The organism is Luteimonas pelagia (assembly GCF_054776035.1).
Map to the genome: position 1 here is coordinate 258875 of NZ_BAAHCG010000001.1, position 25650 is coordinate 284524.

A 25650-nucleotide genomic window follows, 5' to 3' on the forward strand; every position below is an offset into this window, starting at 1 on the left:
CGACCCCGCCGACCCGCCGGGCTCCGGCGACCCGCAACGCGAGCCGGTCGTCGCCGGCGACCCGGACGCATCACCGCTGCGCAACCGCGGCTTCCTTGGCCTGATGGCCTACCGCCTGCTGACGATCCTGTCGTACCAGGTCGTCGCGGTCACGGTCGGCTGGCATGTCTACGAGCTCACCCGCAATCCGTTCGCGCTGGGCCTCATCGGCCTGGCCGAGGTGCTGCCCTACTTCTGCACGGCGCCGTTCGCCGGCTACCTGGTCGACCACCTGCCGCGCCGCAAGCTCGGCACGGTGGCGTGCCTGGGACTGGCGGCGACCGCGGCGATCCTGGTCGCGGTGGCGACCGGCTGGATCCCGACCGGCACCCCGGAGGCACCGCGCACCTGGCCGATCTATGCCGCGATCGCGCTGACGGGCGTGGTTCGCGCGTTCCTCGGCCCCGTCTACAACGCGCTGTTCGCGCGCGTGCTGCCGCGCCCCCAGTTCGCCCGCGGCGCGAGCCTGGGCAGCGTGGTGTTCCAGCTCGGCCTGGTGCTCGGGCCCGCCATCGGCGGCGTGCTGATCGGCTGGGCCGGCAAGGACGTCGCCTACGGCACCGCGCTGGTGCTCGCGGTCTGCGCGGCGTTCGCGGTCGGCGCGCTTCGCGTGACGGAGCCACCGATCCAGCTGCAGAAGGCGCCCGTGTTCGCCAGCATCCGCGAAGGCCTGCGCTTCGTGTTCGGCCACCAGGTCCTGCTCGGCGCGCTGGCGCTGGACATGTTCGCGGTGCTGCTGGGCGGCGCGGTGTCGCTGCTGCCGGCCTTCATCAAGGAGATCCTCCACTACGGGCCGGAAGGCCTCGGCATCCTGCGCGCGATGCCGGCGCTGGGCGCGGTCGCCGTCGGCGTGTGGATGGCCCGCCGGCCGCCGAGCCGCAATGCCGGTCACCTGCTGCTGGCGGCGGTCGCGGGCTTCGGCGTGTGCATCGTCGGCTTCGGCCTGTCGACGCACTTCTGGCTGTCTGCGGCATTCCTGCTGGGCTCGGGCCTGTGCGACGGCGTCTCGGTGGTGCTGCGTTCCACCATCCTGCAGCTGGCCACGCCCGACGCGATGCGCGGTCGCGTGTCCTCGATCAACGGGCTGTTCATCGGGTCGTCGAACGAACTCGGGGCGTTCTATGCCGGTTCGATGGCGCGCCTGCTCGGCCTGGTCCCCGCCGTGGTGTTCGGCGGGTTCATGACGATGGCCGTGGTCGCCGCGACCGCGCGGCTCGCGCCCCGCCTTCGGCGGCTGGACCTGCGCGAACTGCAGTGATGGCCCGCCGCGGCGGCGCGTCCCGGAACGGAAAAGGCCCCGCCGGAGCGGGGCCCTTCCTGCCAGGCGGCGAGGCGCGGTGCCTCAGTCGCCCATCTGCTTCTGCATGTGCTCCCAGCGCTCCTGCGCGTCGATCGTGCGCTCGGCGGTCAGGCGCGCGTCCAGGCGCTCCAGGCCGATCTCCTCGCCCGTGTCGACACAGAAGCCGTAGTCGCCGGAATCCACGCGCTTGAGCGTGCTGTCGATCTTGCTGATCAGCTTGCGGTAGCGGTCGCGGGTGCGCAGCTCGAGCGAGTTCTCGGTCTCGCGGGTGGCGCGCTCGGCCTCGTCGCCGACGTCGCGCACTTCTTCCTTGAGGTTCTCGATGGTCTGCTTCGACTCCTCGACCAGGTCCGCGCGCCACTGCAGCAGGCGCTGGCGGAAGTACTCGAGCTGCAGCGCGCTCATGTACTCCTCGTCGGGCGAGGGCTTGTAGCCGGCCGGGAGGATCGGGCGGCCGGTGGCGTCGTCGGTCTTGTACGGCACGACCTTCACCTTGCCACGAACGACCGGCGCCTGCGGGCGCGACGGCACCGCGACGGCGACCTTGCCCACCGGCTTGCGCGCGACGGGGCGCACCGGCGCCGCCTTGGTGGCCGGCTTCGCGGCGGGCTTGCGCACCGCGGTCGCCTGCCTGGCGGGGGCTGCCTTGGCCGCCGGCGCCTTCGCAGCCGGGGCCTTCTTCGTGGGGGCGGCCTTCTTCGCGGCCTTCACCGGCGCCTTCGTCGCGGGCGCCCTGGGAGGCGCAGCCTTCTTGGCTGGCGCCTTCTTGGCGACCTTGGCGGGTGCCTTCTTCGAAGGCGCCTTCTTCGCGGCCTTGGCCGGTGCCTTCTTCGCAGGTGTGCTCTTCGAGGGCGCGCGCTTCGCGGCCTTGGCCGGCGCCTTCTTCGCCGCCGGCTTCTTCACCGCGGCCTTCTTCGCCGGCGCCTTCTTGGCGGCGGACTTCTTCGTGGCCTTGGCGGCCTTCTTGGCGGATTTCTTCGCTGCCACGGGCATCGTGTCCTTCGGTTCCCTTGAGGCGGGAAAGCGCGCTGTTATACCCTGCCCCGACGGGTGCGGCAACCGCGACCAGCGCGTCAAGCCGCAGCCGCCCGAGGCCCGCGCCGCCACCGGAACGACGCGTGATCGAACGCCTTCTGATCGCCCTGCTGCGCGGCTACAAGCGCTGGCTCAGCCCGCTGCTCGGTCCGCGTTGCCGCTTCGTGCCGACGTGCTCGGAATACGCCATGCAGGCCATCGCCCTGCACGGCGCCGCACGCGGTGGGTGGCTCGCGTTGCGCCGCATCTCCCGCTGCCATCCCCTGCATCCAGGCGGCCACGACCCGGTGCCCCCGCGCGCCGACCCGGTCCCGCCCGCCCCCAACCACGGAAGTGCCCCATGACACTGATCGTCAATGCCCGACTCGTGAACGAAGGCCGTGAGTTCGACGGCGACCTGCGCATCGGCGCGGACGGCCGCATCGCGCGCATCGACCGGCAGATCACCGCCGGCCCCGACGAGCGGGTGGTCGACGCCGACGGACGCCGCCTGCTGCCGGGGATGATCGACGACCAGGTGCACTTCCGCGAACCCGGCATGGAATACAAGGCCGACATGGCGACCGAATCGGCCGCCGCGGTCGCCGGCGGCCTGACCAGCTTCATGGACATGCCCAACACCAGCCCGCCCACGCTCGACGCGGACGCGCTGGAGGACAAGTACCGCCGCGCGGCCGGGCGCGTATGGGGCAACCACGGCTTCTACATGGGCGCCAGCAACGACAACCTCGAGGCGGTCCGCGCGATCGACCCGAAGGCGACGCCCGGCCTCAAGGTGTTCATGGGCGCGTCCACCGGCAACATGCTGGTCGACGACCCGGAAACGCTGGACGCGATCTTCCGCGACACCCCGGTGCCGATCATCACGCACTGCGAGGACACGCCGATGATCGACGCCGAGCTCGCCAGGTACCGCGAGAAGTACGGCGACGACATCCCGGCCGCGTGCCACCCGGACATCCGCTCGCGGGAGGCGTGCATCAAGTCGACGCGCCTGGCCCTCGAGCTGGCGCGCCGGCACGGCACCCGCCTGCACGTGCTGCATATCTCCACCGCGGACGAGCTCGCTCTGTTCGAGCGCGGCCCGCTGGTCGACGCGGACGGCCAGGTGCGCAAGCGGATCACCGCCGAGACCTGCATCCACTTCACCCGCTTCGACCGCGCCGACTACGCGCGCCTCGGCCACCTGATCAAGTGCAACCCGGCAATCAAGGACGCGTCCGACCGCGAGGCCATCATCCGCGCGATCGCCGACGACGTGATCGACGTGCTGGCCACCGACCACGCGCCGCACACGCTCGAGGAGAAGCACAACCCCTACACCAGCGCGCCATCGGGCCTGCCGCTGGTGCAGTACGCGCTGCTCGCCGCGCTTGAACTGGTGCACGAAGGGGCGCTGACGACGACGCAGGTGGTGCAGAAGTTCGCCCACGCGCCGGCGCAGCTGTTCGACGTGGCCGGACGCGGATTCCTGCGCGAGGGGTACTGGGCAGACCTGGTCCTGGTGTCCGACCGGCCGCTCACGGTGCGCCGCGAGGACGTGCTGTCCAAGTGCGGGTGGTCGCCGTTCGAGGGCATGACCTTCCACTCGAGCATCGCCTCGACGTGGGTCAACGGCCGCCTGGTCTGGGACGGACGCCAGCTGGTGGGCACGCCGGCCGGCCGTCGCCTCGAGTTCGCACGCTGATGGCGCGTCGCCTCCTGCTGGCCGCCGCGCTCGCGGCCACGGTCGCCGCGCCCGTGCCGGCCGTCGCGCAGCCCGCCGGCGTCGCGACGCCGGCGGATGCACGCGTGGTGTTCCCGCCGCGCGCGTCGCAGGGTGCCCTGGTGTTCGGCAAGGTGCCCCCGGGCAGCACCGTTCGCCATGGCGACCGGACGCTCCGGGTGACGCCGTACGGCACGGTCGTGTTCGGCGTGCCGCGCGATGCATCGGGGACGCTGGTGGTTTCGGTCGCGCGGCCCGACGGCCCGGTCGAGGACGTGCACATCGCGGTGGACGCGCGCGACTTCGGCCTGGAGGTCATCGACGGCGTGCCGCCGCGCACCGTCGAGCCGCCGCCGGAGGTGGCCGCGCGCATCGCCCGCGAGGCGAAGGCCGTCGCCGACGCCCGCACCCGCGACGATGCGCGCACCGGGTTCGCGCAGGCGTTCCAATGGCCGGTGCGCGGGCGCATCAGCGGGCGGTTCGGCAGCGGCCGCGTGTACAACGGCCGCGCCGGCGGCGGGCATTCGGGCATGGACATCGCCGCGGCCTCGGGCACGCCGGTGCGGGCGCCCGCCAGTGGCGTCGTGACGCTCGCCGCCGACCTCTACATCACCGGCGGCACGGTGCTGCTCGACCACGGGCACGGGGTGAGTTCGAACTTCCTGCACCTGTCGCGCATCGACGTGTCGGTGGGCGACGTCGTCGAGCAGGGGCAGGTCATCGGGGCGGTGGGCGCCACCGGTCGCGCGACCGGACCGCACCTGCACTGGGGCATGAACTGGTTCGACGTGCGCGTGGACCCGCTCCTCGTGCTGGAGCGAGGCGGGCAGTAGAACGCGGGATCCGTGCACACCGGACCAGCGCGATCGCCGCGACGGGTCGGGCGCCAGTGACATCGCGCGCGTAGGCGCGCTCCTACGCCGCCAATTGGCCCCTTCCTCGTAGGAGCGCCTCTACAGGCGCGATCCCGCGCCCTCCCGGCACGCCACGGATCCGCGGTCAGCGCGTGGGGCCGGTGACGCGGGCGACCGCGTCGTGGGCGTGCAGGCTCTCGTGGTGCGCGACGTCGACCTCGAAGCGCTGCACGCGCTCGTCCGCGTCCAGTGCGGCGGCGATCCGGCGCGCCGCGTCCTCGGCGAACATCAGGTTCTCGGCGTTGAGCCGGGCGAAGGCCTGCTCGTCGGCGCGCTTGACCGCGGTCTGCACCGGCGTGCCGAGGGCCGCCTCGACCGCGTCCACCAGCGCCGCCACCGGCAGCTCCTCGAACGCGGGCTTCAACTCGACCCGCAGCGTCGCCGTGCTGCGCTGCGCATGCGGCGTGGCGGCCATGCCGCGCTCGGAGGCCAGCCAGTCGCGCACCACCGCGGTCGACAGCGGCCGCGCCGCGGCGAAATCGGCGCCGAAGCGCTCGGCATTGATCTGCCGCGACAGCGCCGCGGACGCCGGGCAGGTGCTCGAGTACGCCACCGACAGCGACAGCGCCAGTGACAGGTGCCCGTCGGCCAGGATCGCCTCGACCTCCACCGGATAGCGCTTCCAGCCGGCGTGCCCGCTCTCGAGCGCCGGACGGAGCAGCAGCTGGTCGTAGCGGATCGCCAACCGGGCGCGGGTCGAGAGCCCGCGCTGCGAATCCACCAGCGCCTGCAGCACGCGCCGCAGGCCCGGCGCCGACAGCGGTTCGTGCGCGAAGGCCTGCTGCAGCTCCAGGTACAGGCGCGACATGTGGATGCCGCGCGCCTCCGCGTCGGACAGGTCCACCGCCACGTCGACCGAGGCCGCCACCTGCACCGGACCGCCCGCCCCGGCCGCCACGCGGACCGGGAGCGCGATCGACGCCATGCCCACCCAGTCCAGCGGCCGCGACTGCGCGGCGGCGTCGTGGGCGACGTCGGGCAACGGAGCGCCGGCGGGGGAACGGAACGCGGAAGTCACGGCGTGGGCTCGAAACGCGGGACGCGTAGTGTACCGGCCCCGCATGGCAGGCCCTTGACCGCCGGCGGAACGCTGCGTCGCGGCCGTGCCGGCCGGCGGGTCAGCCGGCCGGGTCGCGGCGGGCGGACCGCCAGCCCTGCCAGAGGGTCGCCCAGCGCGACATCGGCTCGGGGTCGGTGCGGCCCGCGGCCAGCTGGTGCAGGCGCGCGCGCTGCAGCATCGCGTGCAACCGGCGCGGCCGGCTGACGACCGGGCCGCGTGGCCAGGTGGACAGGAGCAGTCCGGCCCAGGCGCGCTCAGCCGCGTCACCGGCCTCCGCCTGCACCGCCAGCGGCGCGGCCGTCGCGCGATGGTGGAGCAGCCGTTCCGCCAGCAGCGCGCTGGCGAGGTCGCCGGAGGACGCCGCGGCGGCGGGGACGCCGAACAGGTCCGCCTCGACCTGCGCCGCCGCGACCGCGACCGGACCGAGGGCGCCGATGGCCTCGCCCGTGTCGGTGGGCCGCTCCCGGCTGCCGGGCAGCGCGCCGACGCCCACGGCCAAGGCATCCCAGGGGATGTCGCCCGCTTTCAGCACCCGGCCCAGGGGATGGCGGCGGCGACCGGCCCGCCAGCCCTGCAGTTCCTCCTGCCACCACGCCAGCTTCGCCAGCCCGGGCGTCGGATCCTCGCCGCCCCAGGCGGCGTCGCCCAGTTCCTGCAGCAGCGCCAGCCATGCCGCGGCGACCGGGCGCTGGGCCTCGGGCAGGAAGACTTCCGCCAGCTGCCACTCGGGCCAGCGCGCGCGATGCTTGTCGACGAACGCCGCCAGGTCCGGGTCGCGCGGTGCGTTGCTCACGCCGGCATCCGGGGCCAGGCCGCGGCGGCGAGCAGGTCGGCCGGCAGGTCGACCATGCGATCGCCCCGCCACGATGCGGGATCGTCCCCGTCCACGCGATAGCCCCACAGCGCGACGACCGACGGCATGCCGGCCGCGCGCGCCGCGTCGATGTCGCGCTTGTCGTCGCCGACGTAGACGCAGTCGGACGTGGCCACGCCAAGCCGCTCGGCGGCCACCCGCAGCGGCAGCGGGTCGGGTTTGCGCGCCGGCAGGCTGTCGCCACCCAGCAGGACGCCGCAGCGCCCTTCCCAGCCGAGCATCGGGATCAGCGGCGTGGCCAGCCATTCGGGCTTGTTGGTCACGATGCCCCAGAGCGTGCCGGCCTCATCCAGCGCGCGCAGCAGGCGTTCGACGCCGTCGAACGGCGCGCAGTGGCGGCCGAGCTCCTCGCGGTACAGGTCGAGGAACGGGGGGATCAGGGCGTCGCGTGCCGCCTCGTCGAGGTCCGGGAACGCGGCGGCGGCCATGGCGCGCGCGCCACGCGAGACATGCGGGCGCAGGGCGTCGAGCGGCATCGGGTCGCGCCCGTGCAGGCCGCGCAGGCGGGAGATGGCGACGGCCATGTCGGGCGCGCTGTCGAGCAGCGTGCCGTCGAGGTCGAAGAGGACGGCTTTGGGGTATGGCATGGGATTCGTCGGTGGAGCAGGTTCCTCGCTGCGCTCGGAACGACAGGGTGTGCGAACGACAGGGTGTGCGAACGGCAGCAGGTCAGTCGGGCTTGCGGGCGGCGGCGAGGTAGTTGACGTCGGTGCGCGAAGTGAGCCGCGCGCCGTTGCGCCACGGTTCGTACATCAGGCCGCTCACGTCCTCCAGTTCGAAGCCGGATTCACGCAGCCAGCCGGCCAGCTCGGACGGCCGGATGAAGTCGCGATACGTGTGCGTGCCCTTCGGCAGCAGGCGGGCGATGTACTCCGCGCCGACGATCGCGAGCGCGAACGCGGCCGGCGTGCGGTTGAGCGTGGACAGGAACAGGCGGCCGCCCGGGCGCAGCAGCGTGGCGCAGGCGGCGATGATCGCGCCGGGGTCCGGCACGTGCTCGAGCATCTCCATGCAGGTGATGGCGTCGAACACACCAGGCATCTCGGCGGCGAGCGACTCGACCGACTGCAGGCGGTAGTCCACCGTCGCGCCGCTCTCCAGCGCGTGCAGGCGGCCGACCTTGACCAGTTCAGGCGCCAGGTCGATGGCGGTGACGTTCGCGCCGGATCCGGCGAGCGCCTCGCTGAGCAGGCCGCCGCCGCAGCCGACGTCGAGGGCGCGGGCGCCGTCGAGGGTCGTGCGGTCGGCGACGTACTTGAGGCGGACGGGGTTGAGGGCGTGCAGGGGCTTTTGCGGGCCCTGTGGATCCCACCACCGCTGTGCCAATGCCCCGAACTTGTCGAGCTCCGCCTGGCTGAAGTTGTTGCCCTGTTCCGGTGTCATCGCCCAGAGGACTCCTCAAGCATCATCGCGGCCAATCGCCCCGGCCCGCGCAAGTGTGCGCGGGCGCTCCCGGACGCGCGAACCCGTGGTTCGCAAGCGCGCCCGCTCGCCCCACCACCGCTGTGCAAGCGCACCGAACTTGTCGAGCTCGGCCTGGCTGAAGTTGTCGCCGCGTTCGTTGGCCTGCATGGCGGGGCTCCGGGCGTCAGGGGTGGATCGCGGCGATGCGGTCGCGCCAGGCGTCGGCGCTGGTACGCAGCGCGGCCACGTCCATGTCGACCAGTTCGCGCGCGCGCAGCTTGCGGCGGCCGGCGACCCAGGCGTCGGTGACCTGGTGGCGCCCGGCGGCGTAGACAAGCTGCGAGACCACGTGGTGCAGCGGCCGGGTCTCCAGCGGTGCCATGTCCACCAGCACGAGGTCGGCCTGCTTGCCCGGCTCGATCGAGCCGATCCGCGACTCCTGGCCCATCGCCCGCGCGCCGCCGAGCGTGGCCATGCGCAGCGCGGCCTCGGCCGGCAGCGCCGCGGCGTCGCCGGACACGCCCTTGGCCAGCAGCGCGGCGGTGCGCATCTCGCCGAACATGTCCAGGTCGTTGTTGCTGGCCGCGCCGTCGGTGCCGAGCCCGAGGTTCACGCCCGCGGCGGCCAGCTTCGCCACCGGGCAGAACCCCGAGGCGAGCTTGAGGTTCGACTCCGGGCAGTGCACCACCGACACGCCACGCTCGGCGCACAGCGCGATCTCGGCATCGGTCAGGTCGGTCATGTGCACCGCCATCAGGCGGTCGGTGACCAGGCCCAGGCGGTCCAGGCGCGCGAGCTGGCGCATGCCGTGCTTCGCGACCGCATCCGTGTTCTCCTGGGCGGTCTCGTGCACGTGGCAGTGCACGACCAGGTCGAGTTGCTCGGCGAGCATGCGGATGCGCTCGAACCCGGCATCGTCGACGGTGTACGGCGCGTGCGGCACGAAGCAGGTCGACACCAGCGGGTCGCGCCGCCAGTTGTCGTGGACCTCCAGGCCCTTGTCGAAATATTCGTCCTGGGTCTTCGCCCACGCCGTCGGGAAGTCGATGACCGGAAGGCCGACCAGCGCGCGGAAACCCAGGCGCGCGTACGTGGCCGCCTGCACGTCGGGGAAGAAGTAGTTCTCGGCGCACGCGGTGGTGCCGCCGCGCAGCATCTCGGCCACCGCCAGCGCGATGCCGTCGGCGACGAACTGGGGCCCGATCACCTTGCCCTCGACCGGCCAGATGTGTTCCTGCAGCCAGGTCATCAGCGGCAGGTCGTCCGCGACGCCGCGCAGCAGCGTCATCGGGTTGTGGACGTGGGCGTTGACCAGCCCGGGGATCAGCACCGACCCGGGCGCGGACACCACCTCGTCCGCCGCGAAGCGCGCGCGGGCCTCCGCGGCCGGCAGGACCGCGACGATCTCCGTGCCTCGGACCGCCACGGCGTGTCCTTCGAGCACGCCCGCCGGTTCGACCGGCACGACCCAGCCCGCCTCGATCAGCAGGTCACAGGCTTCGCGCTGGTTCTCCGCCATGCAGTCGGTTCCTTAGCTGTCGTTCCGCGCGCCGCCGTCCCACGCTTGCTGTCGTCCGGCGCTTCCTGTCGTCCGGCGCTTCCTGTCGTCCGGCGCTTCCTGTCGTCCGGCGCTTCCTGTCGGCCGGTGCTTCCTGTCGCCCGGCGCTTCCTGTCGTTCCGAACGCAGTGAGGAACCTGCTCCTGGCTCCTGTTGATCACCGGCGCCCCGAAAGCAGATCCCCCGCCTTCGGCTCGGGATGACACGCCGGCAAGGATGACGCACCGGCGGAGCCGCTCGCGCTCGGCGCGAGCGGGCCGGGGCGTCACTTCACCCGGCTGACGTACTCGCCGGAGCGGGTGTCGACCTTGATCACCTCTTCCTGCGCCACGAACAGCGGCACCCGCACAGTCGCGCCGGTCTCCAGCTTCGCCGGCTTGCCGCCGCCGCCGGAGGTGTCGCCGCGCACGCCGGGATCGGTCTCGACGATCTGCAGCTCGACGAAGTTCGGCGGCTGGACCGAGATCGGGCTGCCGTTCCACAGCGTGACCACGCACGCCTCCTCGCCCTTGAGCCACTGCCAGGCCTCGCCGATGGCGGCCTTGTCGGCCTGCACCTGCTCGAAGGTCTCCTGCTGCATGAAGTGCCAGTACTCGCCATCGGCGTAGAGGAACTGCATGTCGGTGTCGACGACGTCGGCGGCCTCGAGCGAGTCGGTCGCCTTCATCGTGAGCTCGACCACGCGCCCCGACTTGATGTTGCGGTACTTCACGCGGGTGAACGCCTGGCCCTTGCCCGGCTTCACGTACTCGGTGTCGGTGATGATGCAGGGCTCGCCATTGACCAGGATCTTCATCCCGTTCTTGACGTCGTTCATGCCGTAGCTGGCCATGCGCTGGAACTCCTGGAGTGCTTGGATTGCGTGTTCGATGGCGGCGCGGACACCGGCCCGCCCGTCGCGGCGGGGCGACGGGCGGCTACAATGCCGGACCGAGCTTGCCGGCGGCCGATGGCCGCGCCGGCGCGTGATTTCCGGCCGCCATGATACCCGCAGCCCCCCTTCCGATGCAGCCGAGCGGCTGGCAGCAGGCCTACCGCGACGCCGTGCGCGATCCCGCCGAACTGCTGCGCCTGCTGGGCCTGGCGGACCACGTCCCCCTGCCCGATCCGGCCGCGACCGCGCAGTTCCCGCTGCGCGTGCCGCGCGGATTCGTCGCGCGCATGCGCCATGGCGACCCCCGTGATCCGCTGCTACGGCAGGTGCTGCCGCTGGACGACGAGCTGCGCCCGATGCCCGGGTTCAGCCTGGACGCGGTGGGTGATGGCGCCGCGGCGGCGGGACGCGGCGTGATCCGGAAATACCGCGGGCGCGCGCTGCTGGTCGCGACCGGCAGTTGCGCCATCCACTGCCGCTACTGCTTCCGGCGCCACTTCCCCTATTCGGACGAGTCGGCCGCCGCCGGCGGCTGGCGCGGGACCGTCGCGACGGTCGCCGGCGACCCGTCGATCGACGAGGTGATCCTGTCGGGGGGCGACCCGCTGTCGCTGGCCACCCCCAAGCTGGCCGAACTCACCGACGCCCTGGCCGGCATCGCGCACCTGCGCCGGCTGCGCATCCACACCCGGCTGCCGGTCGTGCTGCCCGAGCGGGTGGACGACGCGCTCCGCGCCTGGCTGGACGCCCTGCCCTGGCCGGTGACCGTGGTCCTCCACGCCAACCACGCCAACGAGTTCGACGCCGCGGTCGACGGCGCCATGGCGCGCCTGCGCGCGGCCGGCGCGACCCTGCTCAACCAGGCGGTCCTGCTGCGCGGCGTGAACGATTCAGCGGATGCGCTCGCGGACCTGTCCGAGCGCGGGTTCGCCGCCGGCGTGCTCCCCTACTACCTGCACCAGCTCGACCGCGTGCAGGGGGCGGCGCACTTCGAGGTCGACGACGCCACCGCCCTCGCGCTGCACCGCGAACTGGCCGCGCGCCTGTCCGGCTACCTCGTGCCGCGACTGGTGCGCGAAGTGGCCGGCGACCCCGGCAAGCGCCCGCTCCGGCCCACCACGTAGCGACCCGCGGCACGTCCCGGGCGGACCTGCGTCGCGGACCGGCCCCGTACCGCATGGACGCCATCGACCGCTTCATGCCATAAACAGGCACCTGACCAGGGGACCCGCATGCAATTCGGCAAGGACATGGTGCTGCGGCTGCTGATCGTCGACGACAGCGCCGAAGCTGCCGAGGCGATCGTCAGCAGCCTGCGCAACGGCGGCATCGCGGTGCGTCCGTCGCGCCCGGAGGCCGCCGCGGACCTCGCCGCGGCCGTGACGGGACAGCCGCTCGACCTCGTCCTGGTGGCCCGCGACGCGAAGGCGGTTCCGCTCGACCAGGTCATGCAATGCGTGGACGTCAGCGGCAAGGACCTGCCGGTCCTGGTGGCGGTCGACACGCTGGACGAACACATGCTGCTGCAGGCGGTCGACGCCGGCGCGCGCGGCGTGGTGCTGCGCGGCCGCCCGGACCACCTGCTCTCGGCCGTGCGCAGCGAATGGACCGACCTCGAGGCCCGCCGCGCACTGCGCCGGCTCGAGGCGCAGGTGCGCGAGACCGAGCGGCGCTGCGACGCGCTGATCGAGTCCTCGCGCGACCCCATCGCCTACGTGCACGAGGGCATGCACATCCGCGCCAACGCGGCCTACCTGGAGATGTTCGGCTTCGAGGGCTTCGACGACATCGAGGGCATGTCGCTGCTCGACCTGGTCGCGCCCGCGCACGTGGCCGAGTTCAAGACGCTGCTGAAGTCGCTGTCCAAGGGCGAGCCGCCGCCTTCGCATTACGAACTGCAGGCGCGCGACCTGGAGGGCAACGACTTCCCCGCGGTCATGGAGTTCACGACCGCCACCTACGAGGGCGAGCAGTGCATCCAGGTCGTCTTCCGCCGCCAGGAGGAAGTCGATCCGGAGCTGGCACGCGAGGTCGAGGCGCTGCGCCAGCGCGACCAGGTGACCGGACTGTTCAACCGCCCCACCTTCCTGCGCAACCTCGAGGACGCCGTGGCCGGCGCCGCCAAGTCCGGCACGAGCCATGCGTTGCTGCTGATCGAGCCCGACCATTCCGCGCAGTTGCTGCAGGACATCGGCCTGGACGCGGCGGACACGCTGATGGCCACGCTCGCCGACCGCCTGCGCGGCGCGCTGCCCGAGGGCGCGGTGGCCGCGCGCTTCGGCGAGAACCAGTTCGCGGTGCTCGTGATGGGAAGCGACCACGTCCAGACCGCCAAGCTGGCCGAGCGGGTCCGCGCCGCGTTCGCGGACCACGTCATCGAGGTCGGCGACCGCTCGCTCAACGCCACGGTGAGCATCGGCGGCGTGCAGGTCGGCGAGAAGATCGCCAGCGTCACCCAGGTGCTGGCGAAGGCCTCGCAGGGCGTGCAGTCGGCGATCGGCGTGGGTGGCAACCGCGCCGAGATCTTCGACCCCGGCGCGGTCGACCGCGCCGAGGAGGAGCGCATCCGGGCGTGGGTCGAGCGCGTCCGCGACGCCATCGACAAGGACAACTTCGAGCTGCACTACCAGCCGGTGGTCAGCCTGCACGGCGAGCCGGGCGAACTCTACGAGGGCTTCCTGCGCATGCGGACCGGTCCGGGCGAGCTGGTGCCGCCCCTGTCGTTCCTGCATATCGCCGAGGAGCACGGCCTGCTCTGGGAGATCGACCGGTGGGTCGTCTCCAACGCGATCAGGGTGATCGGCGAGCGCCTGCAGTCGGGCCACGAGACCACGCTGCTGGTGAAGATCACCCAGGCCTCGCTGCAGGACGACAGCCTGGTCCAGTACATCCGCGAGAAGCTCGCCAGGCACGGGGTCCCCGGCAACCTGCTGGTGCTGGAGATCCCGGAAGCCAAGGTCTTCACCCACCTCCGCGCGGCGCAGGCCTTCCAGACCGCGATCGCGGAGATGGGCTGCCGCATGTGCCTGGAGCAGTTCGGGTCGGGCCTCAATTCGTTCCAGCTTCTCACGCACTTCGACGCGGCCCTGCTGAAGATCGACCGCGGCTTCATGCAGGACCTCTCGGCCAACACGGACAACCAGGAGCGGGTGCGCGAGATCGCCACGCGGGCGCGCGAGGCGGGCAAGCTCACCATCGCCGAGTTCGTGCAGGACGCCACGAGCATGAGCCTGCTCTTCGGCGCCGGCGTGGACTACGTGCAGGGCCATTTCCTGGCCCCGGCCGAGTCCGAGATGACCTACGACTTCGAGTAGACCGGCACCGTTCGCGTCGCCGACGAGAAAAAGCCCGCCTTGAAGGCGGGCTTCTTCGTCGCGCGCATGGGGGCCTCAGGCCACGACGCCCTGGCGCACGTCGCGTTCGTCCGGGCGCGCGTCGCGCAGGGCCTGGATGCGCTCGTCCAGCGGCGGGTGGCTCATCAGCAGGCGCTTGAGGCCATGGCCGACGCCGCCGCTGATGCCGAAGGCCGCGACCTGCTTGGGCAGCGTGCTGTGGCCGTAGGTCTGCGCCAGGCGCTCGAGCGCGGCGATCATCTTCTCCTTGCCGGCCAGGCGCGCACCACCGGCGTCGGCGCGGAACTCGCGGTGCCGCGAGAACCACATCGCGATCATGCTGGCGAACAGGCCGAAGATCATGTCCAGCACGAAGACGATGGCGAAGTAGCCGAGGCCCGGCCCCTCGCGCCCGCCCGACAGGTACCCGTCGATCACCCGGCCGACGATGCGTGCCAGCACGATCACGAACGTGTTCAGCACGCCCTGCAGCAGCGCCATCGTCACCATGTCGCCATTGGCGACGTGGCTCACCTCGTGGGCCATCACCGCCTCGGCCTCGTCGCGGTCCATGGCGCGCAACAGGCCGGTGGAGACCGCCACCAGCGCGTTGTTGCGATTGGCGCCGGTGGCGAAGGCGTTGATCTCCGGTGCGTCGTACACCGCGACCTCCGGCATGCCGATGCCGGCGGCCTCGGCCTGGCGGCGGACGGTCGAGACCAGCCACTGCTCGGCCTCGTTGCGCGGGTTCTCGATCACCTGCGCCCCGGTGAAGCGCTTGGCCACCCACTTGGACATCAGCAGCGAGATGAAGGAGCCGCCGAAGCCGAACAGCGCCGCGAAGACGAGCAGGCCGGTGAACTGGTCGGCGCGCACGCCGAGGATCGACATGACGATGCTGACCAGCGCCAGCACGGCGAGGTTGGTGGCCAGGAACAGGGCGATGCGCTTGAACATGGGTCGGAATCCATCGTTGGGTCGCGCGCGTTCCACGCGATGCGGGAAAAGTGTGGCACGCGGCGGTTAAATTCAAGTCGCCATGGCCATGCCCGATCCCACGCCCGCCTACCGCGGCCGCTTCGCCCCCTCGCCCACCGGCGACCTGCATGCCGGCTCGCTGCTGGCCGCGTTGGGCAGCTGGTTGTTCGCGCGGCGCGCGGGCGGGGCGTGGCTGGTCCGCGTCGAGGACCTCGACCCGCCCCGGGAAGTCGCCGGCGCGGCGGCGCGGCAACTGGCCGCGCTGCCAGCGTTCGGCCTGGAGCCGGACGGCGAGGTCGCCTGGCAGGGCCAGCGCGGCGCGCACTACCAGGCCGCGCTCGACCGGCTGCTCGCCGGCGGGCACGCGTTCACCTGCCACTGCAGCCGCACCGACCTCGCCGCCTCGGGCGGCGTGCACCGCGGCTGCGTGCCCGGGGCGTCGCGGCCCGACCCCGCCATCCGGTTCCGGGTGCCCGTCGGCAGCGTGGTGGCGTTCGAGGACCTGGTCCACGGGCCGGTCGTGCAGGACGTGGCCGCGGACGTGGGCGATTTCGTGCTTCGTCGCACGGACGGCCTGTGGGCCTACCAGCTGGCTGTCGTGGTCGACGACGCCGCGCAGGGCATCACCGAGGTCGTCCGCGGCGCCGACCTGCTCGACTCCACGCCGCGGCAGATCCTGCTGCAGCGCGCGCTCGGCCTGCCCACGCCCCGCCACGTGCACCTGCCCCTGCTGGTGGACGCGAAGGGACGCAAGCTGTCGAAGTCCCTCGCCGCGCTGCCGGTCGACCCGGCGGACCCCATGCCGGCGCTGCGCGCGGCCTGGGCGCAGCTCGGCCAGTCGCCTCTCGTCCTCGCGGACGCCACGACGCCCGCGCTTGCCCTGTCCCGCGCGCTGACCGCGTTCGACCCGTCCAGGGTCCCGCGCGCCCTGCCCCCGGTCGCGGCGGCGCACCACGGTACTGTCACCCGCCGTACATAGAATCGACCCGATCAACATCGATCCGATCACCCGTTGGCGCCCCGGGCGCAAAGGACAGCACGCATGAGTGGACGCATCGCACTGGTCACCGGCGGCACGGGCGGCATCGGCACGGCGATCTGCCGGCGCCTGTGCAACCTCGGCCACCGGGTCGCGACCAACTACCGCAACGAGGAGAAGGCGCTCGCCTGGCAGGACGCCATGCGCCAGCGCGGCTGCGAGGTGGCGCTCGCCCGCGGCGACGTGTCCACCCCGGAGGACGCCGCGGCCATGGTCGCGGAGGTCGAGTCGAAGCTGGGCCCGGTGGACATCCTGGTCAACAACGCCGGCATCACCCGCGACACCACGTTCCACCGGATGACGCCCGAGCAATGGAACGAGGTCATCTGCACCAACCTCAACTCCTGCTTCAACGTCACCCGCCCGGTGATCGAGGGCATGCGCGCGCGCAAGTGGGGCCGCGTCATCCAGATCAGCTCGATCAACGGCCAGAAGGGCCAGTACGGCCAGGCGAACTACGCCGCGGCGAAGGCCGGCATGCACGGCTTCACCATCTCGCTGGCGCAGGAGAACGCGAAGTTCGGGATCACCGTGAACACGGTGTCCCCCGGCTACATCGGCACCGACATGGTCATGGCGGTGCCGGAGGAGATCCGCGAGAAGATCGTCGCGCAGATTCCCACGGGTCGCCTGGGCACGCCGGACGAGATCGCGTACGCGGTCGCCTTCTTCGTGCCCGACGAGGCGGGCTGGATCACCGGCGCGAACCTCTCCGCCAACGGCGGGCAGTACATGGGCTGGTGACCCTGCGCCGGCGACGGTGCGTCGCCGGCTTCAACTTCCTGTCACCGCGCGAGTTGCGCGCCGCCGCCGGCTGCGCCATGCTCGCGCGAGCCTTCGCGCCCGGGCCAGCCCATGAGCCGCGTCATCAAGAAGTACCCGAACCGCCGCCTCTACGACACCGAGATCTCCAGCTACATCACGATCGAGGACGTGCGCCAGCTGATCGTCGACGGCGAGGACTTCGAAGTACGTGACGCGAAGACCGGCGACGACCTCACCCGCCAGGTGCTTCTGCAGATCATCGCCGAGCACGAGCAGGACGGCGAACCGATGCTGTCCACGCAGATGCTGAGCCAGATCATCCGCTTCTACGGCGACTCGCTGCAGGGCTTCATGGGCACGTACCTGGAACGCTCGATGCAGGCGTTCATGGACCAGCAGCACCAGTTGCGCAAGCAACTCGACGGCGTGATGGGCCAGACCCCGTGGGCGATGCTCAACCAGCTCACCGAGCGCAACCTGGCGCTGTGGCAGGAGTTCCAGCAGAACCTGGTCGGGGGCATCGGCCGCCCGGCCGCGCCGCCCCGCAAGGGCGAGAAGCCCGACGACAAGCGCCGCAGCGGCTGAGCCCCCGGCGTTCCCCGGGCCGGCCCGCGCCGCGCCCGACCCAGAGAGACAGGGATCCACGCATGACCCAGCGCACGGCCGTCGTCAGCGGCGGCATCGGCGGCCTCGGCACGGCCATCTGCATCGCCCTTGCCCGGGACGGGCACCGCGTGGTCGCGGTCGACCTGGACGCCGACCCGGCGCGCGTGGATGCGTTCCGCGCGGCGATCAACGGCCATCCGGTGGCGTTCGCGGCGCTCGACGTCACCGACCGGGCGGCGTGCCATGCGCTGGTCGCGGACGTGGAATCACGGCACGGGGCCGTCGACATCCTGGTGAACGCGGCGGGCATCACCCGCGACGCCACGCTGCGCAAGCTCGAGCCCGACGCCTGGGACGCCGTGCTCTCGGTCAACCTGGACGGCGTCTACAACCTGACGCGCCCGGCATCGGCCGGCATGGCGGCGCGCGGCTTCGGCCGGATCGTCAACATCAGTTCGGTCAACGGGCAGTCCGGGCAGTTCGGCCAGGCCAACTACGCCGCGGCCAAGGCCGGCATGCACGGCTTCACCATGTCGCTGGCGCGCGAACTGGCGCGCAAGGGCGTGACGGTGAACTCGGTGTCGCCGGGGTATTGCGAAACGGCCATGGTGATGGCGATCCCGGAGGACATCCGCGGGCGCATCGTCGACGGCATTCCCGTCGGCCGGCTGGGCCGCCCGGAGGAGATCGGCAGCGCGGTGGCGTTCCTGGCCTCGGACCGCGCCGCGTTCATCACCGGCGCCAACCTGCCGGTGAACGGCGGGATGTTCATGAGCTTCTGAGTTGGCGGCGGGGGCGCGGTTGCGTGCTTCGGACGGTGGCGCGGTTCGCGCCTGTAGAGGCGCTCCTACGGGGTGCCTTCGGTCACGCGGGGGTATGACCACGTTGGCACCCCACCCGTAGGAGCGCGCCTACGCGCGCGATGCCGTCCGAGGCCGCGCAATCCGCCGCGCGCAGCGCGCCTACGACGCCGGCGCGCCCGCCGTCTCGCAGAAGCGCTGCCGGTACTCCATCGCCTTGGGCAGCAGCGACTGCAGGTTCTCGATGCGCGTGCCCGGGTTCGGGTGGGTGGACGCGAACTCCGGCGGCGCCTGCCCGCCGCTGGCCTGCGACATGCGCTCCCAAAGCGGAATGGCCGCGTTCGGGTCGAAGCAGGCCGCCGCCATGAGCATCAGGCCGACGTAGTCCGCCTCGGTCTCGTGCTTGCGCGCGTACGGCAGCGCCCGGCCATAGCCGTAGACCGCCATCACCATCTGCATCTGCTGCGGGTCCATGCCGCTCATCGCGCCGGCCATCTGGCCGATCTGCGCCAGCCGCTGCTCGGTCATGCGCTGGGCGCCGTGGCGCTGCAGCGCGTGCGCGATCTCGTGGCCCATCACCGCCGCCATGGCATCGGCGTTCTGGGCGACCGGCACCAGCCCGGTGTACACCGCCATCTTGCCGCCCGGGAGTGCGAACGCATTGACCTGCTCGGAGTCGAGCACGGTGACTTCCCAGTCGAACTCGGCGGCGAAGTTCTGCGCCTGCATGCCGTGCTCGGACGCGAGCGCGCCTTCGACCTCGTCGATCTTGTCGACCAGGCGCGCGGCGATCGCACGGATCTGCTGCGCCACCTCGGCATTCGGATCCACCGGGCGCTCCTGGGACAGGATCTCCTGATAGGCCTGCAGGCCCAGGGCCGCCTCGTCCTCCGCGGACAGGTTCTGGTCGATCAACACCTTCTCGCCGGTGTACGGGTCGACGGTGCGGTTGGAGAACCAGTACCAGGCCGCGTAGCCGGCGAACAGCAGCAGCACCCACCAGCGGATGCCACCGAAGCGCCGGCGCGGCTGGCCCTCGACGGGCGTGCGTCGGCCAAAGGGGTTCTGTCGCATGTCGAGCCTCCGTGGGCGGGACGGGGGCCCTGCCCGGCGGACGCGCTCAGATGCCGCGCGCCAACCGGAAGCCGAGCCGGGCGTTGGTCGTGTCCGCGTCGGCGGACAGCCGCCACGCGGACCGGGTCTGCACGGGGGAACTGGCCCAGGAACCGCCGCGGATCACCCGCGTCCGGCACCCCGGGTTGACCCAGGCCCCCCCGTCGGTGGGCGCGCGCCGGTAACCCTCGTGCCAGCAGTCCGCGACCCACTCGGCGACATTGCCGGCGAGGTCGTGAAGGCCGAATGCATTGGCGGCGAAGCTGCCGACCGGCGCCGGCCCCCAGAACCCGTCGCCATAGCCTTGGAACGCGTTGCGCCAGTTCCGGCCGCGCGGCGAGGCATCCTCGCCGCCGGTGAAGTTGCCGGCCTGCGGCGGCGGGTTGCCGGCGTCGCCCCAGGGAAAGCGCGTTTCCGTGCCCGCACGCGTCGCGTACTCGAACTCGGCCTCGCTCGGCAGCCGGTAGCCCTCGCCCGTCTGTTCCGACAGCCACGCCGCGTAGGCCTCGGCGTCGCGCGCGCTGACATGGATGACGGGCAGGTCCGCGGCGGCCGTCTCACCGGCGAAATCGTGGCGCCAGTCCACCCCGCTGCGGCGCACGAGGTTGCCGCGCCGCTCGTCGTACACCAGCGAGAATCCGCGCCGCTCCGCCCGGGTCTGGTGGCCCGAGGCCTCGATGAAGCGACGGAACTCGCCCACCGTGACCTCGTGCCGCGACAGCGCGAACCCGCGGTCGAAGCGCACGTAGTGGCGCGGCCGCTCGACGTCCGTCGCGCCGCGCTCGTCCGGGCCGGCACCCATCGCGAAGCCGCCGTGCGGGACGACGACCATCACCGGCCCGCGGCCGCCGTTGCGCATCGCATCGGTGAAGGCCTGGCCGGGCCGGTACAGACCGTAGTGCGCGACCTGGTCGATGCGCCTGCGCAGTTCGGCGGCCGCCGGGTCCCCGGGCGCCGCGATCCGCAGCATGGCGTCCAGTTGCCGGCGGGCCTCGGGCAGCCCGCCCGGGCTCGCCAGGGCCGCGATGCCTTCGCTCCGGTGGCGACGGATCAGCGCCGCGCGCACCGCCTCGACGCGCCGCCGGCCTTCCGCCAGCGCCTGCGCGCCATCGTCGCCCCGGACCGCGGATGCGCGGTCCAGCCAGGCCGACGCCGCTTCGAAATCCGCTTCGCGTGCCGAGGCGACGGCCCGTTCGACTAGCGCCTGCTCGGCATCGCGCACGCCCTGCGCGGCGCGCTCGCTGCCGGGGTCGAGTTCCAGCGCCTCGCGGAACCGCGCGATCGCGCCGCCGCCGTCCTCGCCGACATCACCCTGTGCAAGCGCCCCTTCGCCGGCCAGGTTGGCCGCACCGACCTCGTCGGCCCGGTCGACGCGCTCCAGGTACGCCTGCACTTCGGGATGACCGGCGTCGATCGCGCGCGCCACGGCGGCGACCTCGTGCATCCGCCGGACGGACGCCGGATCGCGGTCGTCCGCCTCGAGCGCCAGGGCGCCCTCCGCCAGCAGCGCCGCGCGCGCCGCGTCCATCGTTTCGATGACTTCGGCATCGTCCGGCGCCGCCTCGCGCAGGGCGAGCAGCAGCGGGATCGCGTCGCGCGGGCCACCGAACAGGCGGCCGGCTTCGAGTGCCTCGCGGGCTTCGGCCAGCACCTCGCCGGCGGCTTCGGGCGCGATCTCGACCTCGGGGGCGTCCCACGCCTCCACGGGCCGGTCCTCACCGACGCTGACGCGGCCGGCGCCGGCTCGAGCCGTGTCGGCGCCGCCGACCGGATCCTCGGCTCCGTCCGCGGGATCGCGCCCGCACCCGCCGGCCAACGCGAGGCAGAACAGCAACACCCAAGGGGTCGCGAATTGGCGCAACGGGCCTCCCCGGCCGACGTGGATGCGGTGCCGTCGGCACCGCGCCGCCCGATGATAGCCAATCGGCCCGCCCGCCCCGCGCGGCACGCGCGCCAGGCGCGCGACCGGGCGTCTGCTATCGTCGCCGCCCTGCCCGCCCCCCGGTTCCCACCTTGCCGCACTGGATCGACGCTCCCGAGGCGCTGGCCTCGCGCCTGAAGTCCGCGTCGCCCGGACGCGTCGGATTGGACACCGAGTTCATCCGCGAGCGCACCTATTGGCCGAAGCTCGCGCTGGTCCAGGTGGCCCTGCCGGCGGACGGCGACGACGACGACGGCATCCTGCTGGTGGACCCGCTGGTGCATGGGATGGCCGCGGCGATCGCCGACCTGCTGACCGATGCCTCGATCCTCAAGGTCATGCACAGCCCGGGCGAGGACCTGCTGGCGCTCGGTCGCACCTGCAACGCGCTGCCCGCGCCGCTGTTCGACACCCAGGCCGCCGCGGCGCTCGCCGGCGAAGGCGCCGGCATGGGCTACCAGAAGCTGGTCGAGCGGGTCACCGGGATCGCGCTGGCCAAGGGCGAAACCCGATCGGACTGGCTTCGCCGCCCCCTGTCCCCATCCCAGCTCGAGTACGCGGCCGACGACGTGCGGCACCTGTTCGCACTGCACGACGCACTGGCGCCCCGGCTCGAAGCACTGGGGCGTGCCGACTGGCTGGCCGAGGACATCGCGCGCCAGCTCGACGTGGCCGCCGACGTGGACGGCGACGATTGGCCGCACCTGGCCGTGCGCGCCGCGGCCTACCTCGCACCCGAGGCCCAGGCGCGATTGCTGCGCCTGCTGCGCTGGCGCGAGGCGCATGCCCGCGCCAGCGACAGGCCACGCGGCTGGATCCTGGACAACGAACTGGCCGTGGCACTCGCGCGCCGCGCGCCGGCCGACCGGGCCGCGCTCGACGCCGTGCTCGCCGCCACGCCGAAGGCCCCGCGCTCGCTGGCGGGACCGATCTGGAGCGCACTGGACACGCCGCTGGACGACGAGGCCGACATGCCGCTGGCGCGCGATGCGGACGCCGACAAGGCCACCCTGCGCGCCATGCAGGACGCGGTGGCCCAGCGCACCCAGGCCCTCGGCCTGCCGGACGGCGTGCTCGCCTCGCGCCGCCTGCTGCAGGCGATGCTCGACCGGGCCGCCCGCGGGCTGGACCCGTGGCCCGGCGCGCTGGACGGCTGGCGCCGCGCTGAACTGGAACCGGTGCTCGCGCCGCTGCTGCAGGCGGGGCTGGCGCCGGACGGGGCGCGCGGCTAGGTGACGCGGCCCCGTGGACGATCGCTCAGCGGGGAGAGCGTCGCGTTCGTAATCCTCACGAGGGAGTCGAGAGACGCCCTGCCAACAGATGGATGACCAACTCCTGCCTCGCTGAGGGCCTGCGCGCCAGTGGGCTCCCAGCGTCACGCGCCCGGAAGTCCATAAGCTCGCGACTGGTTTCGCAGGATTTCTGACCGACCTTGGACGGGTGGCACGCCTTCACCATGGACCGGTAGGCGTCCGGGCAAAGTCCTGACTCCCGGCCCTCCCCGACCCGTGACGTACGTATGAAGTGGACGCGCGAACAACTCGATCAGCGTCTGCGTGGCCTGGAAGCCCAGGTGCCCAATCTGCTCGAGGATCGCGACGGTTTCTTCCGCGCGTTCGAGGACGAAGTCGAGATCATCCTCGGTCGGACTCGGCCGGAGGATCAGGCATACGCCGAGGAAGCATTGGAAGCCATCGTGGAGCGGTCCGGGATCAATGGCTGACGCGCTGCCTCCATTGCCGCGCACCTTCTACCAGCGCGACCCGCGGGACGTCGCTCCGGAACTGCTCAACAAGGTGCTCGTCCGATCGGATGGTCGGATGGGACGGATCGTGGAAGTCGAGGCCTACTGTGGCCCGGAAGACCCCGCGGCCCACACCTACCGTGGGAAGACCAAGCGCAACGCCACCATGTTCGGGCCTGGTGGCCATCTCTATGTCTATTTCACCTACGGCATGCACTGGTGCGCCAACGCCGTGTGCGGTGACGAAGGTGTCGGCGTCGGCGTCCTGTTGCGAGCGATGGAGCCGGTGGCAGGAATCGACCTGATGCGTGTCGCGCGCGGCAATCCGGCTCGCCCACGCGACATCGGCAGCGGTCCCGCCAGGCTGGCGCAGGCAATGGGCGTGGCTGGCGATCTTGATGGGGCGGACCTGGTGCACCCGGATCGAGGGATCTGGCTGGCCGATGACGGGTGCGGGCCGCCCACGAACCCAATCGCTGGACCCCGGGTGGGGATATCGAAGGCCGTCGACCACCCGTGGCGCTGGCATGTGCCTGGAAATGCTCATGTATCGAAGGGCCCTCGTTAGCCTTGGCTCACTAGAGGCGCACCCGCGACTTTCCTGAGGGGCCAAGACGCTGGATGCCACCACTCCATGGCATGAGTCGAGTGGAGTCAGTCCAGAACCTGCGTGGCCTTGCCGAGCAGGTGACGGACGCCATCTCGGGCAACCGCATCCTCGATGACACGCTTGCCTACGACAGCGTCGGCAACCTGCTTGCCATCACCGATGGGGCGACGGGGCAACAGCAGGTGGGCAATCGTGACCTGACCTACGATGGCCTGGATCGCCTGACGCAGGCCTACTCGCCGATGTTCGGCGCTGGCGGCCTTGCCACCTACACGTATGACGTCCAGGACAACCTGACCGGCGTCTCCATCGGTAGCCGAAACCACGCCTACCACTACGACGACGGCACCAATCGGCTGACCAGCGTCAAGGACGTGGCGACCGGCAGCACCGTGGCCGGCCTGGCCTACGACGCCCAGGGCAACATCGCCAACAAGAACGGACGCACCTTCGACTTCGACTACGGCAACCGCCTGCGCAGCATCGTCGGCCTGGAGTCCTACCTGTATGACGGCCACGGCCGCCGGGCGATGTCCACCACCGCCGCGGGCAGGATCCTGTCCCACTACGGCTTCGACGGCCGGCTCTACTACCAGTATGACGAGCGTGCCAAGCGCAAGGTGGAGTACTTCTATTTGGGCAGCCAACTGGTCGCCCAGCGCTCGCGCCCGATCCCGGGCACTGCCGAAACGTTCGAGTACCACCACACCGACGCGCTCGGCAGCTCGGTGGCCGTCACGGACTCAAGCAGCACGCCCTGGCTGTCGGTCCGCCGCAGCAAGTACGAGCCCTACGGCGCGCTGATCGATCGTGCCAACGACGACCGCCCCGGCTACACCGGCCACGTGATGGACTCGGCGACCGGGCTGACCTACATGCAGCAGCGGTATTACGATGCGGAGATTGGGTTGTTCCTGAGTGTGGATTCTGTCGCTCCCGCTTTAAATCCGGTCACTCACTTCAATAGATATAGGTACGCGAACGGGAATCCAACAACTCTTGTCGATCCTGACGGAAGAAGTGCTTTAACGAAGCTGGTTAAGTTGGCCGTCAATGGCGGTGACTTTGCACAAACCGTCTCAGGAGTTGTGGATGACTTCCGGACATTGACTAATCCGCAAGCCAGCGTCCCGGAACGGATAATGGCTGGTGTCGCACTCGCAAGTGAAGCCGCGCCAGTCAGCATCGGCGACATCAAGGATGCGGTTAAAGGCGGCAAAGCAATCGTAGATCGAGTTAGTGCGGGAGCCGATCGAGCCGTGCGTGAGGGGCGCGCCTCGACATACAGGGATTCCACCCGTGGATCGAGTGTTGCAAATCGGGAGACGAATGCATCTCGAGAATCAATGCAAGAGAATTTATCGAGCGCAGGCTATAGCTCTAGCACAAGCCAAGATGGGACGGTCACCGTGATGACTAATGGAGAGAAATCGTACGTCTTCAGAACGGATAAACCATCTGTCGACTTTAAGCCCGGTGGTGACGGGAGAGGAAAGCCTGTGCTGAAGATTCGACCGGAGAAGGACTAATGAAAACGGGTGGCGCTGAGAACGATGTCAAAGGTGCGTTCGATATTGAGATGCTGAAAGAAAACCTTGCAAATCGTCGCGAGCAGACGTTGGCGAGAATTTCCAGCTCTTTCCAATTCGTGGTGGAACACGAATTCGACGATTTCCTGTATGACTTCGACGAAGAATTGGCTGGCGGAGTAGTGGGTCAGTTAAATTGCGCAGTGCTTGCCGTTGAGCCCGACATGCAGGAGATTTATGGCTTTGACCCACGGTATACTGGGACTTTCAATCGGCAGCGCTATATTGATTTTATTGAACGCTCTCTCGGAGACTCCTTGGCGGATCGCTTTGCATTAGTCTGCAAGTCCGTATTGTGGGTTGGTCTGGATGGTGAATTTATCGCGTTTGGGTCGAGAGCGACCGAACGCGTTTTTTGCTGGAGCTGCCGGGTTGGAAAGAGATAAAGTT

Annotated in this window: 26 protein-coding genes; 15 read left to right on the forward strand and 11 right to left on the reverse strand. The window is 71.2% G+C overall.

Annotation, left to right across the window (positions count from 1 at the left end):
* Nucleotides 1-76: 76 nt before the first annotated feature.
* Complete coding sequence (locus ACYU7H_RS01215; RefSeq protein ID WP_460813022.1) at nucleotides 77-1297, forward strand: MFS transporter; 1221 nt, start codon at nucleotides 77-79, stop codon at nucleotides 1295-1297.
* 84 nt (nucleotides 1298-1381) lie between these two features.
* On the opposite strand, the gene dksA is transcribed toward ACYU7H_RS01215, so the two are convergent.
* A complete protein-coding gene (gene dksA / locus ACYU7H_RS01220; protein WP_460811824.1) occupies nucleotides 1382-2326 on the reverse strand; it encodes an RNA polymerase-binding protein DksA in 945 nt (314 codons plus the stop codon).
* A gap of 131 nt (nucleotides 2327-2457) precedes the next feature.
* Between dksA and yidD the strand changes: the two genes are divergently transcribed.
* The 3 genes from yidD to ACYU7H_RS01235 are packed head-to-tail and all read left to right on the forward strand — an operon-like array spanning nucleotide 2458 to nucleotide 4912.
* Nucleotides 2458-2718 (forward strand): membrane protein insertion efficiency factor YidD, encoded by a 261-nt coding sequence (gene yidD, locus ACYU7H_RS01225; protein WP_460811826.1) that lies wholly within the window; start codon nucleotides 2458-2460, stop codon nucleotides 2716-2718.
* A complete protein-coding gene (locus tag ACYU7H_RS01230) occupies nucleotides 2715-4061 on the forward strand; it encodes a dihydroorotase (RefSeq protein WP_460811828.1) in 1347 nt (448 codons plus the stop codon). The genes yidD and ACYU7H_RS01230 overlap by 4 nt, the downstream gene beginning before the upstream one ends.
* Nucleotides 4061-4912: a M23 family metallopeptidase gene (locus ACYU7H_RS01235; RefSeq protein ID WP_460811830.1), complete on the forward strand. Its 852-nt coding sequence runs from the start codon at nucleotides 4061-4063 to the stop codon at nucleotides 4910-4912. Before ACYU7H_RS01230 ends, ACYU7H_RS01235 begins: the two co-directional genes overlap by 1 nt.
* 166 nt (nucleotides 4913-5078) lie before the next feature.
* Here the strand turns inward: ACYU7H_RS01235 and folE2 are convergent, their stop codons facing one another.
* The 7 genes from folE2 to efp form a co-directional block, all read right to left on the reverse strand.
* Nucleotides 5079-5975, reverse strand: a complete 897-nt coding sequence (gene folE2, locus ACYU7H_RS01240; protein WP_460811831.1) for a GTP cyclohydrolase FolE2 — start codon at nucleotides 5973-5975, stop codon at nucleotides 5079-5081.
* Between the two features lie 136 nt (nucleotides 5976-6111).
* Nucleotides 6112-6846 (reverse strand): phytoene/squalene synthase family protein, encoded by a 735-nt coding sequence (locus ACYU7H_RS01245; protein ID WP_460811833.1) that lies wholly within the window; start codon nucleotides 6844-6846, stop codon nucleotides 6112-6114.
* Nucleotides 6843-7514 carry a phosphoglycolate phosphatase gene (gene gph, locus ACYU7H_RS01250; RefSeq protein WP_460811834.1) on the reverse strand — a complete coding sequence of 224 codons (672 nt, stop codon included), beginning with the start codon at nucleotides 7512-7514 and terminating at the stop codon, nucleotides 6843-6845. Before gph ends, ACYU7H_RS01245 begins: the two co-directional genes overlap by 4 nt.
* Before the next feature lie 82 nt (nucleotides 7515-7596).
* Nucleotides 7597-8310 carry a bifunctional 2-polyprenyl-6-hydroxyphenol methylase/3-demethylubiquinol 3-O-methyltransferase UbiG gene (gene ubiG, locus ACYU7H_RS01255; protein ID WP_460811836.1) on the reverse strand — a complete coding sequence of 238 codons (714 nt, stop codon included), beginning with the start codon at nucleotides 8308-8310 and terminating at the stop codon, nucleotides 7597-7599.
* 15 nt (nucleotides 8311-8325) lie between these two features.
* Nucleotides 8326-8499, reverse strand: coding sequence for a hypothetical protein (locus ACYU7H_RS01260; protein ID WP_460811837.1), 174 nt, complete (start codon nucleotides 8497-8499; stop codon nucleotides 8326-8328).
* A 16-nt stretch (nucleotides 8500-8515) separates the two neighbouring features.
* Nucleotides 8516-9850: a TRZ/ATZ family hydrolase gene (locus tag ACYU7H_RS01265; protein ID WP_460811838.1), complete on the reverse strand. Its 1335-nt coding sequence runs from the start codon at nucleotides 9848-9850 to the stop codon at nucleotides 8516-8518.
* A gap of 304 nt (nucleotides 9851-10154) precedes the next feature.
* The gene (efp, locus tag ACYU7H_RS01270; RefSeq protein WP_460811839.1) at nucleotides 10155-10721 is read right to left on the reverse strand and encodes an elongation factor P; all 567 of its coding nucleotides are present in this window, start codon (nucleotides 10719-10721) and stop codon (nucleotides 10155-10157) included.
* Nucleotides 10722-10870: 149 nt separating this feature from the next.
* On the opposite strand from efp, the gene epmB reads away from it, so the two are divergent.
* Both epmB and ACYU7H_RS01280 read left to right on the forward strand, forming a co-directional pair.
* A complete protein-coding gene (gene epmB, locus ACYU7H_RS01275; RefSeq protein WP_460811841.1) occupies nucleotides 10871-11887 on the forward strand; it encodes an EF-P beta-lysylation protein EpmB in 1017 nt (338 codons plus the stop codon).
* Nucleotides 11888-11995: 108 nt separating this feature from the next.
* Nucleotides 11996-14077, forward strand: a complete 2082-nt coding sequence (locus ACYU7H_RS01280) for an EAL domain-containing response regulator (RefSeq protein ID WP_460811842.1) — start codon at nucleotides 11996-11998, stop codon at nucleotides 14075-14077.
* Between the two features lie 75 nt (nucleotides 14078-14152).
* On the opposite strand, the gene htpX is transcribed toward ACYU7H_RS01280, so the two are convergent.
* Nucleotides 14153-15052: a protease HtpX gene (gene htpX, locus ACYU7H_RS01285; protein ID WP_460811844.1), complete on the reverse strand. Its 900-nt coding sequence runs from the start codon at nucleotides 15050-15052 to the stop codon at nucleotides 14153-14155.
* A gap of 88 nt (nucleotides 15053-15140) precedes the next feature.
* Between htpX and gluQRS the strand changes: the two genes are divergently transcribed.
* The 4 genes from gluQRS to phbB (ACYU7H_RS01305) all read left to right on the forward strand — a co-directional run bounded on the left by gluQRS (nucleotide 15141) and on the right by phbB (ACYU7H_RS01305) (nucleotide 18265).
* The gene (gene gluQRS, locus ACYU7H_RS01290) at nucleotides 15141-16052 is read left to right on the forward strand and encodes a tRNA glutamyl-Q(34) synthetase GluQRS (RefSeq protein WP_460811845.1); all 912 of its coding nucleotides are present in this window, start codon (nucleotides 15141-15143) and stop codon (nucleotides 16050-16052) included.
* Nucleotides 16053-16115: 63 nt separating this feature from the next.
* A complete protein-coding gene (gene phbB, locus ACYU7H_RS01295; RefSeq protein ID WP_460811847.1) occupies nucleotides 16116-16856 on the forward strand; it encodes an acetoacetyl-CoA reductase in 741 nt (246 codons plus the stop codon).
* Between the two features lie 111 nt (nucleotides 16857-16967).
* Nucleotides 16968-17462 carry a polyhydroxyalkanoate synthesis repressor PhaR gene (phaR, locus tag ACYU7H_RS01300; protein ID WP_460811849.1) on the forward strand — a complete coding sequence of 165 codons (495 nt, stop codon included), beginning with the start codon at nucleotides 16968-16970 and terminating at the stop codon, nucleotides 17460-17462.
* A 62-nt stretch (nucleotides 17463-17524) separates the two neighbouring features.
* Nucleotides 17525-18265, forward strand: coding sequence for an acetoacetyl-CoA reductase (phbB, locus tag ACYU7H_RS01305; RefSeq protein WP_460811851.1), 741 nt, complete (start codon nucleotides 17525-17527; stop codon nucleotides 18263-18265).
* 180 nt (nucleotides 18266-18445) lie between these two features.
* Here the strand turns inward: phbB (ACYU7H_RS01305) and ACYU7H_RS01310 are convergent, their stop codons facing one another.
* Together ACYU7H_RS01310 and ACYU7H_RS01315 are read right to left on the reverse strand one after the other, a co-directional pair.
* Nucleotides 18446-19357 carry a M48 family metallopeptidase gene (locus tag ACYU7H_RS01310; RefSeq protein ID WP_460811853.1) on the reverse strand — a complete coding sequence of 304 codons (912 nt, stop codon included), beginning with the start codon at nucleotides 19355-19357 and terminating at the stop codon, nucleotides 18446-18448.
* Between the two features lie 46 nt (nucleotides 19358-19403).
* Complete coding sequence (locus ACYU7H_RS01315) at nucleotides 19404-21257, reverse strand: formylglycine-generating enzyme family protein (RefSeq protein WP_460811854.1); 1854 nt, start codon at nucleotides 21255-21257, stop codon at nucleotides 19404-19406.
* A gap of 152 nt (nucleotides 21258-21409) precedes the next feature.
* Between ACYU7H_RS01315 and rnd the strand changes: the two genes are divergently transcribed.
* The 5 genes from rnd to ACYU7H_RS01340 all read left to right on the forward strand — a co-directional run bounded on the left by rnd (nucleotide 21410) and on the right by ACYU7H_RS01340 (nucleotide 25646).
* Nucleotides 21410-22549, forward strand: a complete 1140-nt coding sequence (gene rnd / locus ACYU7H_RS01320) for a ribonuclease D (protein WP_460811856.1) — start codon at nucleotides 21410-21412, stop codon at nucleotides 22547-22549.
* Between the two features lie 287 nt (nucleotides 22550-22836).
* The gene (locus ACYU7H_RS01325) at nucleotides 22837-23040 is read left to right on the forward strand and encodes a hypothetical protein (RefSeq protein WP_460811858.1); all 204 of its coding nucleotides are present in this window, start codon (nucleotides 22837-22839) and stop codon (nucleotides 23038-23040) included.
* Entirely contained in the window at nucleotides 23033-23629 is a 597-nt protein-coding gene (locus ACYU7H_RS01330) for a DNA-3-methyladenine glycosylase (protein ID WP_460811860.1), read from the forward strand. Before ACYU7H_RS01325 ends, ACYU7H_RS01330 begins: the two co-directional genes overlap by 8 nt.
* Before the next feature lie 71 nt (nucleotides 23630-23700).
* Entirely contained in the window at nucleotides 23701-25200 is a 1500-nt protein-coding gene (locus ACYU7H_RS01335; protein WP_460811861.1) for an RHS repeat-associated core domain-containing protein, read from the forward strand.
* Nucleotides 25200-25646 carry a hypothetical protein gene (locus tag ACYU7H_RS01340; protein WP_460811863.1) on the forward strand — a complete coding sequence of 149 codons (447 nt, stop codon included), beginning with the start codon at nucleotides 25200-25202 and terminating at the stop codon, nucleotides 25644-25646. Before ACYU7H_RS01335 ends, ACYU7H_RS01340 begins: the two co-directional genes overlap by 1 nt.
* Nucleotides 25647-25650: the final 4 nt, after the last annotated feature.

What these genes read in the sequence shown, in the direction of transcription:
- ACYU7H_RS01260 (WP_460811837.1), bottom strand. Translation starts at nt 8,499, where the DNA reads ATGCAGGCCAACGAACGCGGCGACAACTTCAGCCAGGCCGAGCTCGAC.
- phbB (WP_460811851.1), top strand. Translation starts at nt 17,525, where the DNA reads ATGACCCAGCGCACGGCCGTCGTCAGCGGCGGCATCGGCGGCCTCGGC.
- phbB (WP_460811847.1), top strand. Translation starts at nt 16,116, where the DNA reads ATGAGTGGACGCATCGCACTGGTCACCGGCGGCACGGGCGGCATCGGC.
- ACYU7H_RS01330 (WP_460811860.1), top strand. Translation starts at nt 23,033, where the DNA reads ATGGCTGACGCGCTGCCTCCATTGCCGCGCACCTTCTACCAGCGCGAC.
- epmB (WP_460811841.1), top strand. Translation starts at nt 10,871, where the DNA reads ATGATACCCGCAGCCCCCCTTCCGATGCAGCCGAGCGGCTGGCAGCAG.
- gph (WP_460811834.1), bottom strand. Translation starts at nt 7,514, where the DNA reads ATGCCATACCCCAAAGCCGTCCTCTTCGACCTCGACGGCACGCTGCTC.
- ACYU7H_RS01280 (WP_460811842.1), top strand. Translation starts at nt 11,996, where the DNA reads ATGCAATTCGGCAAGGACATGGTGCTGCGGCTGCTGATCGTCGACGAC.
- ACYU7H_RS01335 (WP_460811861.1), top strand. Translation starts at nt 23,701, where the DNA reads ATGAGTCGAGTGGAGTCAGTCCAGAACCTGCGTGGCCTTGCCGAGCAG.
- efp (WP_460811839.1), bottom strand. Translation starts at nt 10,721, where the DNA reads ATGGCCAGCTACGGCATGAACGACGTCAAGAACGGGATGAAGATCCTG.
- ACYU7H_RS01340 (WP_460811863.1), top strand. Translation starts at nt 25,200, where the DNA reads ATGAAAACGGGTGGCGCTGAGAACGATGTCAAAGGTGCGTTCGATATT.
- phaR (WP_460811849.1), top strand. Translation starts at nt 16,968, where the DNA reads ATGAGCCGCGTCATCAAGAAGTACCCGAACCGCCGCCTCTACGACACC.
- ACYU7H_RS01235 (WP_460811830.1), top strand. Translation starts at nt 4,061, where the DNA reads ATGGCGCGTCGCCTCCTGCTGGCCGCCGCGCTCGCGGCCACGGTCGCC.
- htpX (WP_460811844.1), bottom strand. Translation starts at nt 15,052, where the DNA reads ATGTTCAAGCGCATCGCCCTGTTCCTGGCCACCAACCTCGCCGTGCTG.
- ACYU7H_RS01230 (WP_460811828.1), top strand. Translation starts at nt 2,715, where the DNA reads ATGACACTGATCGTCAATGCCCGACTCGTGAACGAAGGCCGTGAGTTC.
- ACYU7H_RS01265 (WP_460811838.1), bottom strand. Translation starts at nt 9,850, where the DNA reads ATGGCGGAGAACCAGCGCGAAGCCTGTGACCTGCTGATCGAGGCGGGC.
- ACYU7H_RS01325 (WP_460811858.1), top strand. Translation starts at nt 22,837, where the DNA reads ATGAAGTGGACGCGCGAACAACTCGATCAGCGTCTGCGTGGCCTGGAA.
- ACYU7H_RS01310 (WP_460811853.1), bottom strand. Translation starts at nt 19,357, where the DNA reads ATGCGACAGAACCCCTTTGGCCGACGCACGCCCGTCGAGGGCCAGCCG.
- gluQRS (WP_460811845.1), top strand. Translation starts at nt 15,141, where the DNA reads ATGCCCGATCCCACGCCCGCCTACCGCGGCCGCTTCGCCCCCTCGCCC.
- ubiG (WP_460811836.1), bottom strand. Translation starts at nt 8,310, where the DNA reads ATGACACCGGAACAGGGCAACAACTTCAGCCAGGCGGAGCTCGACAAG.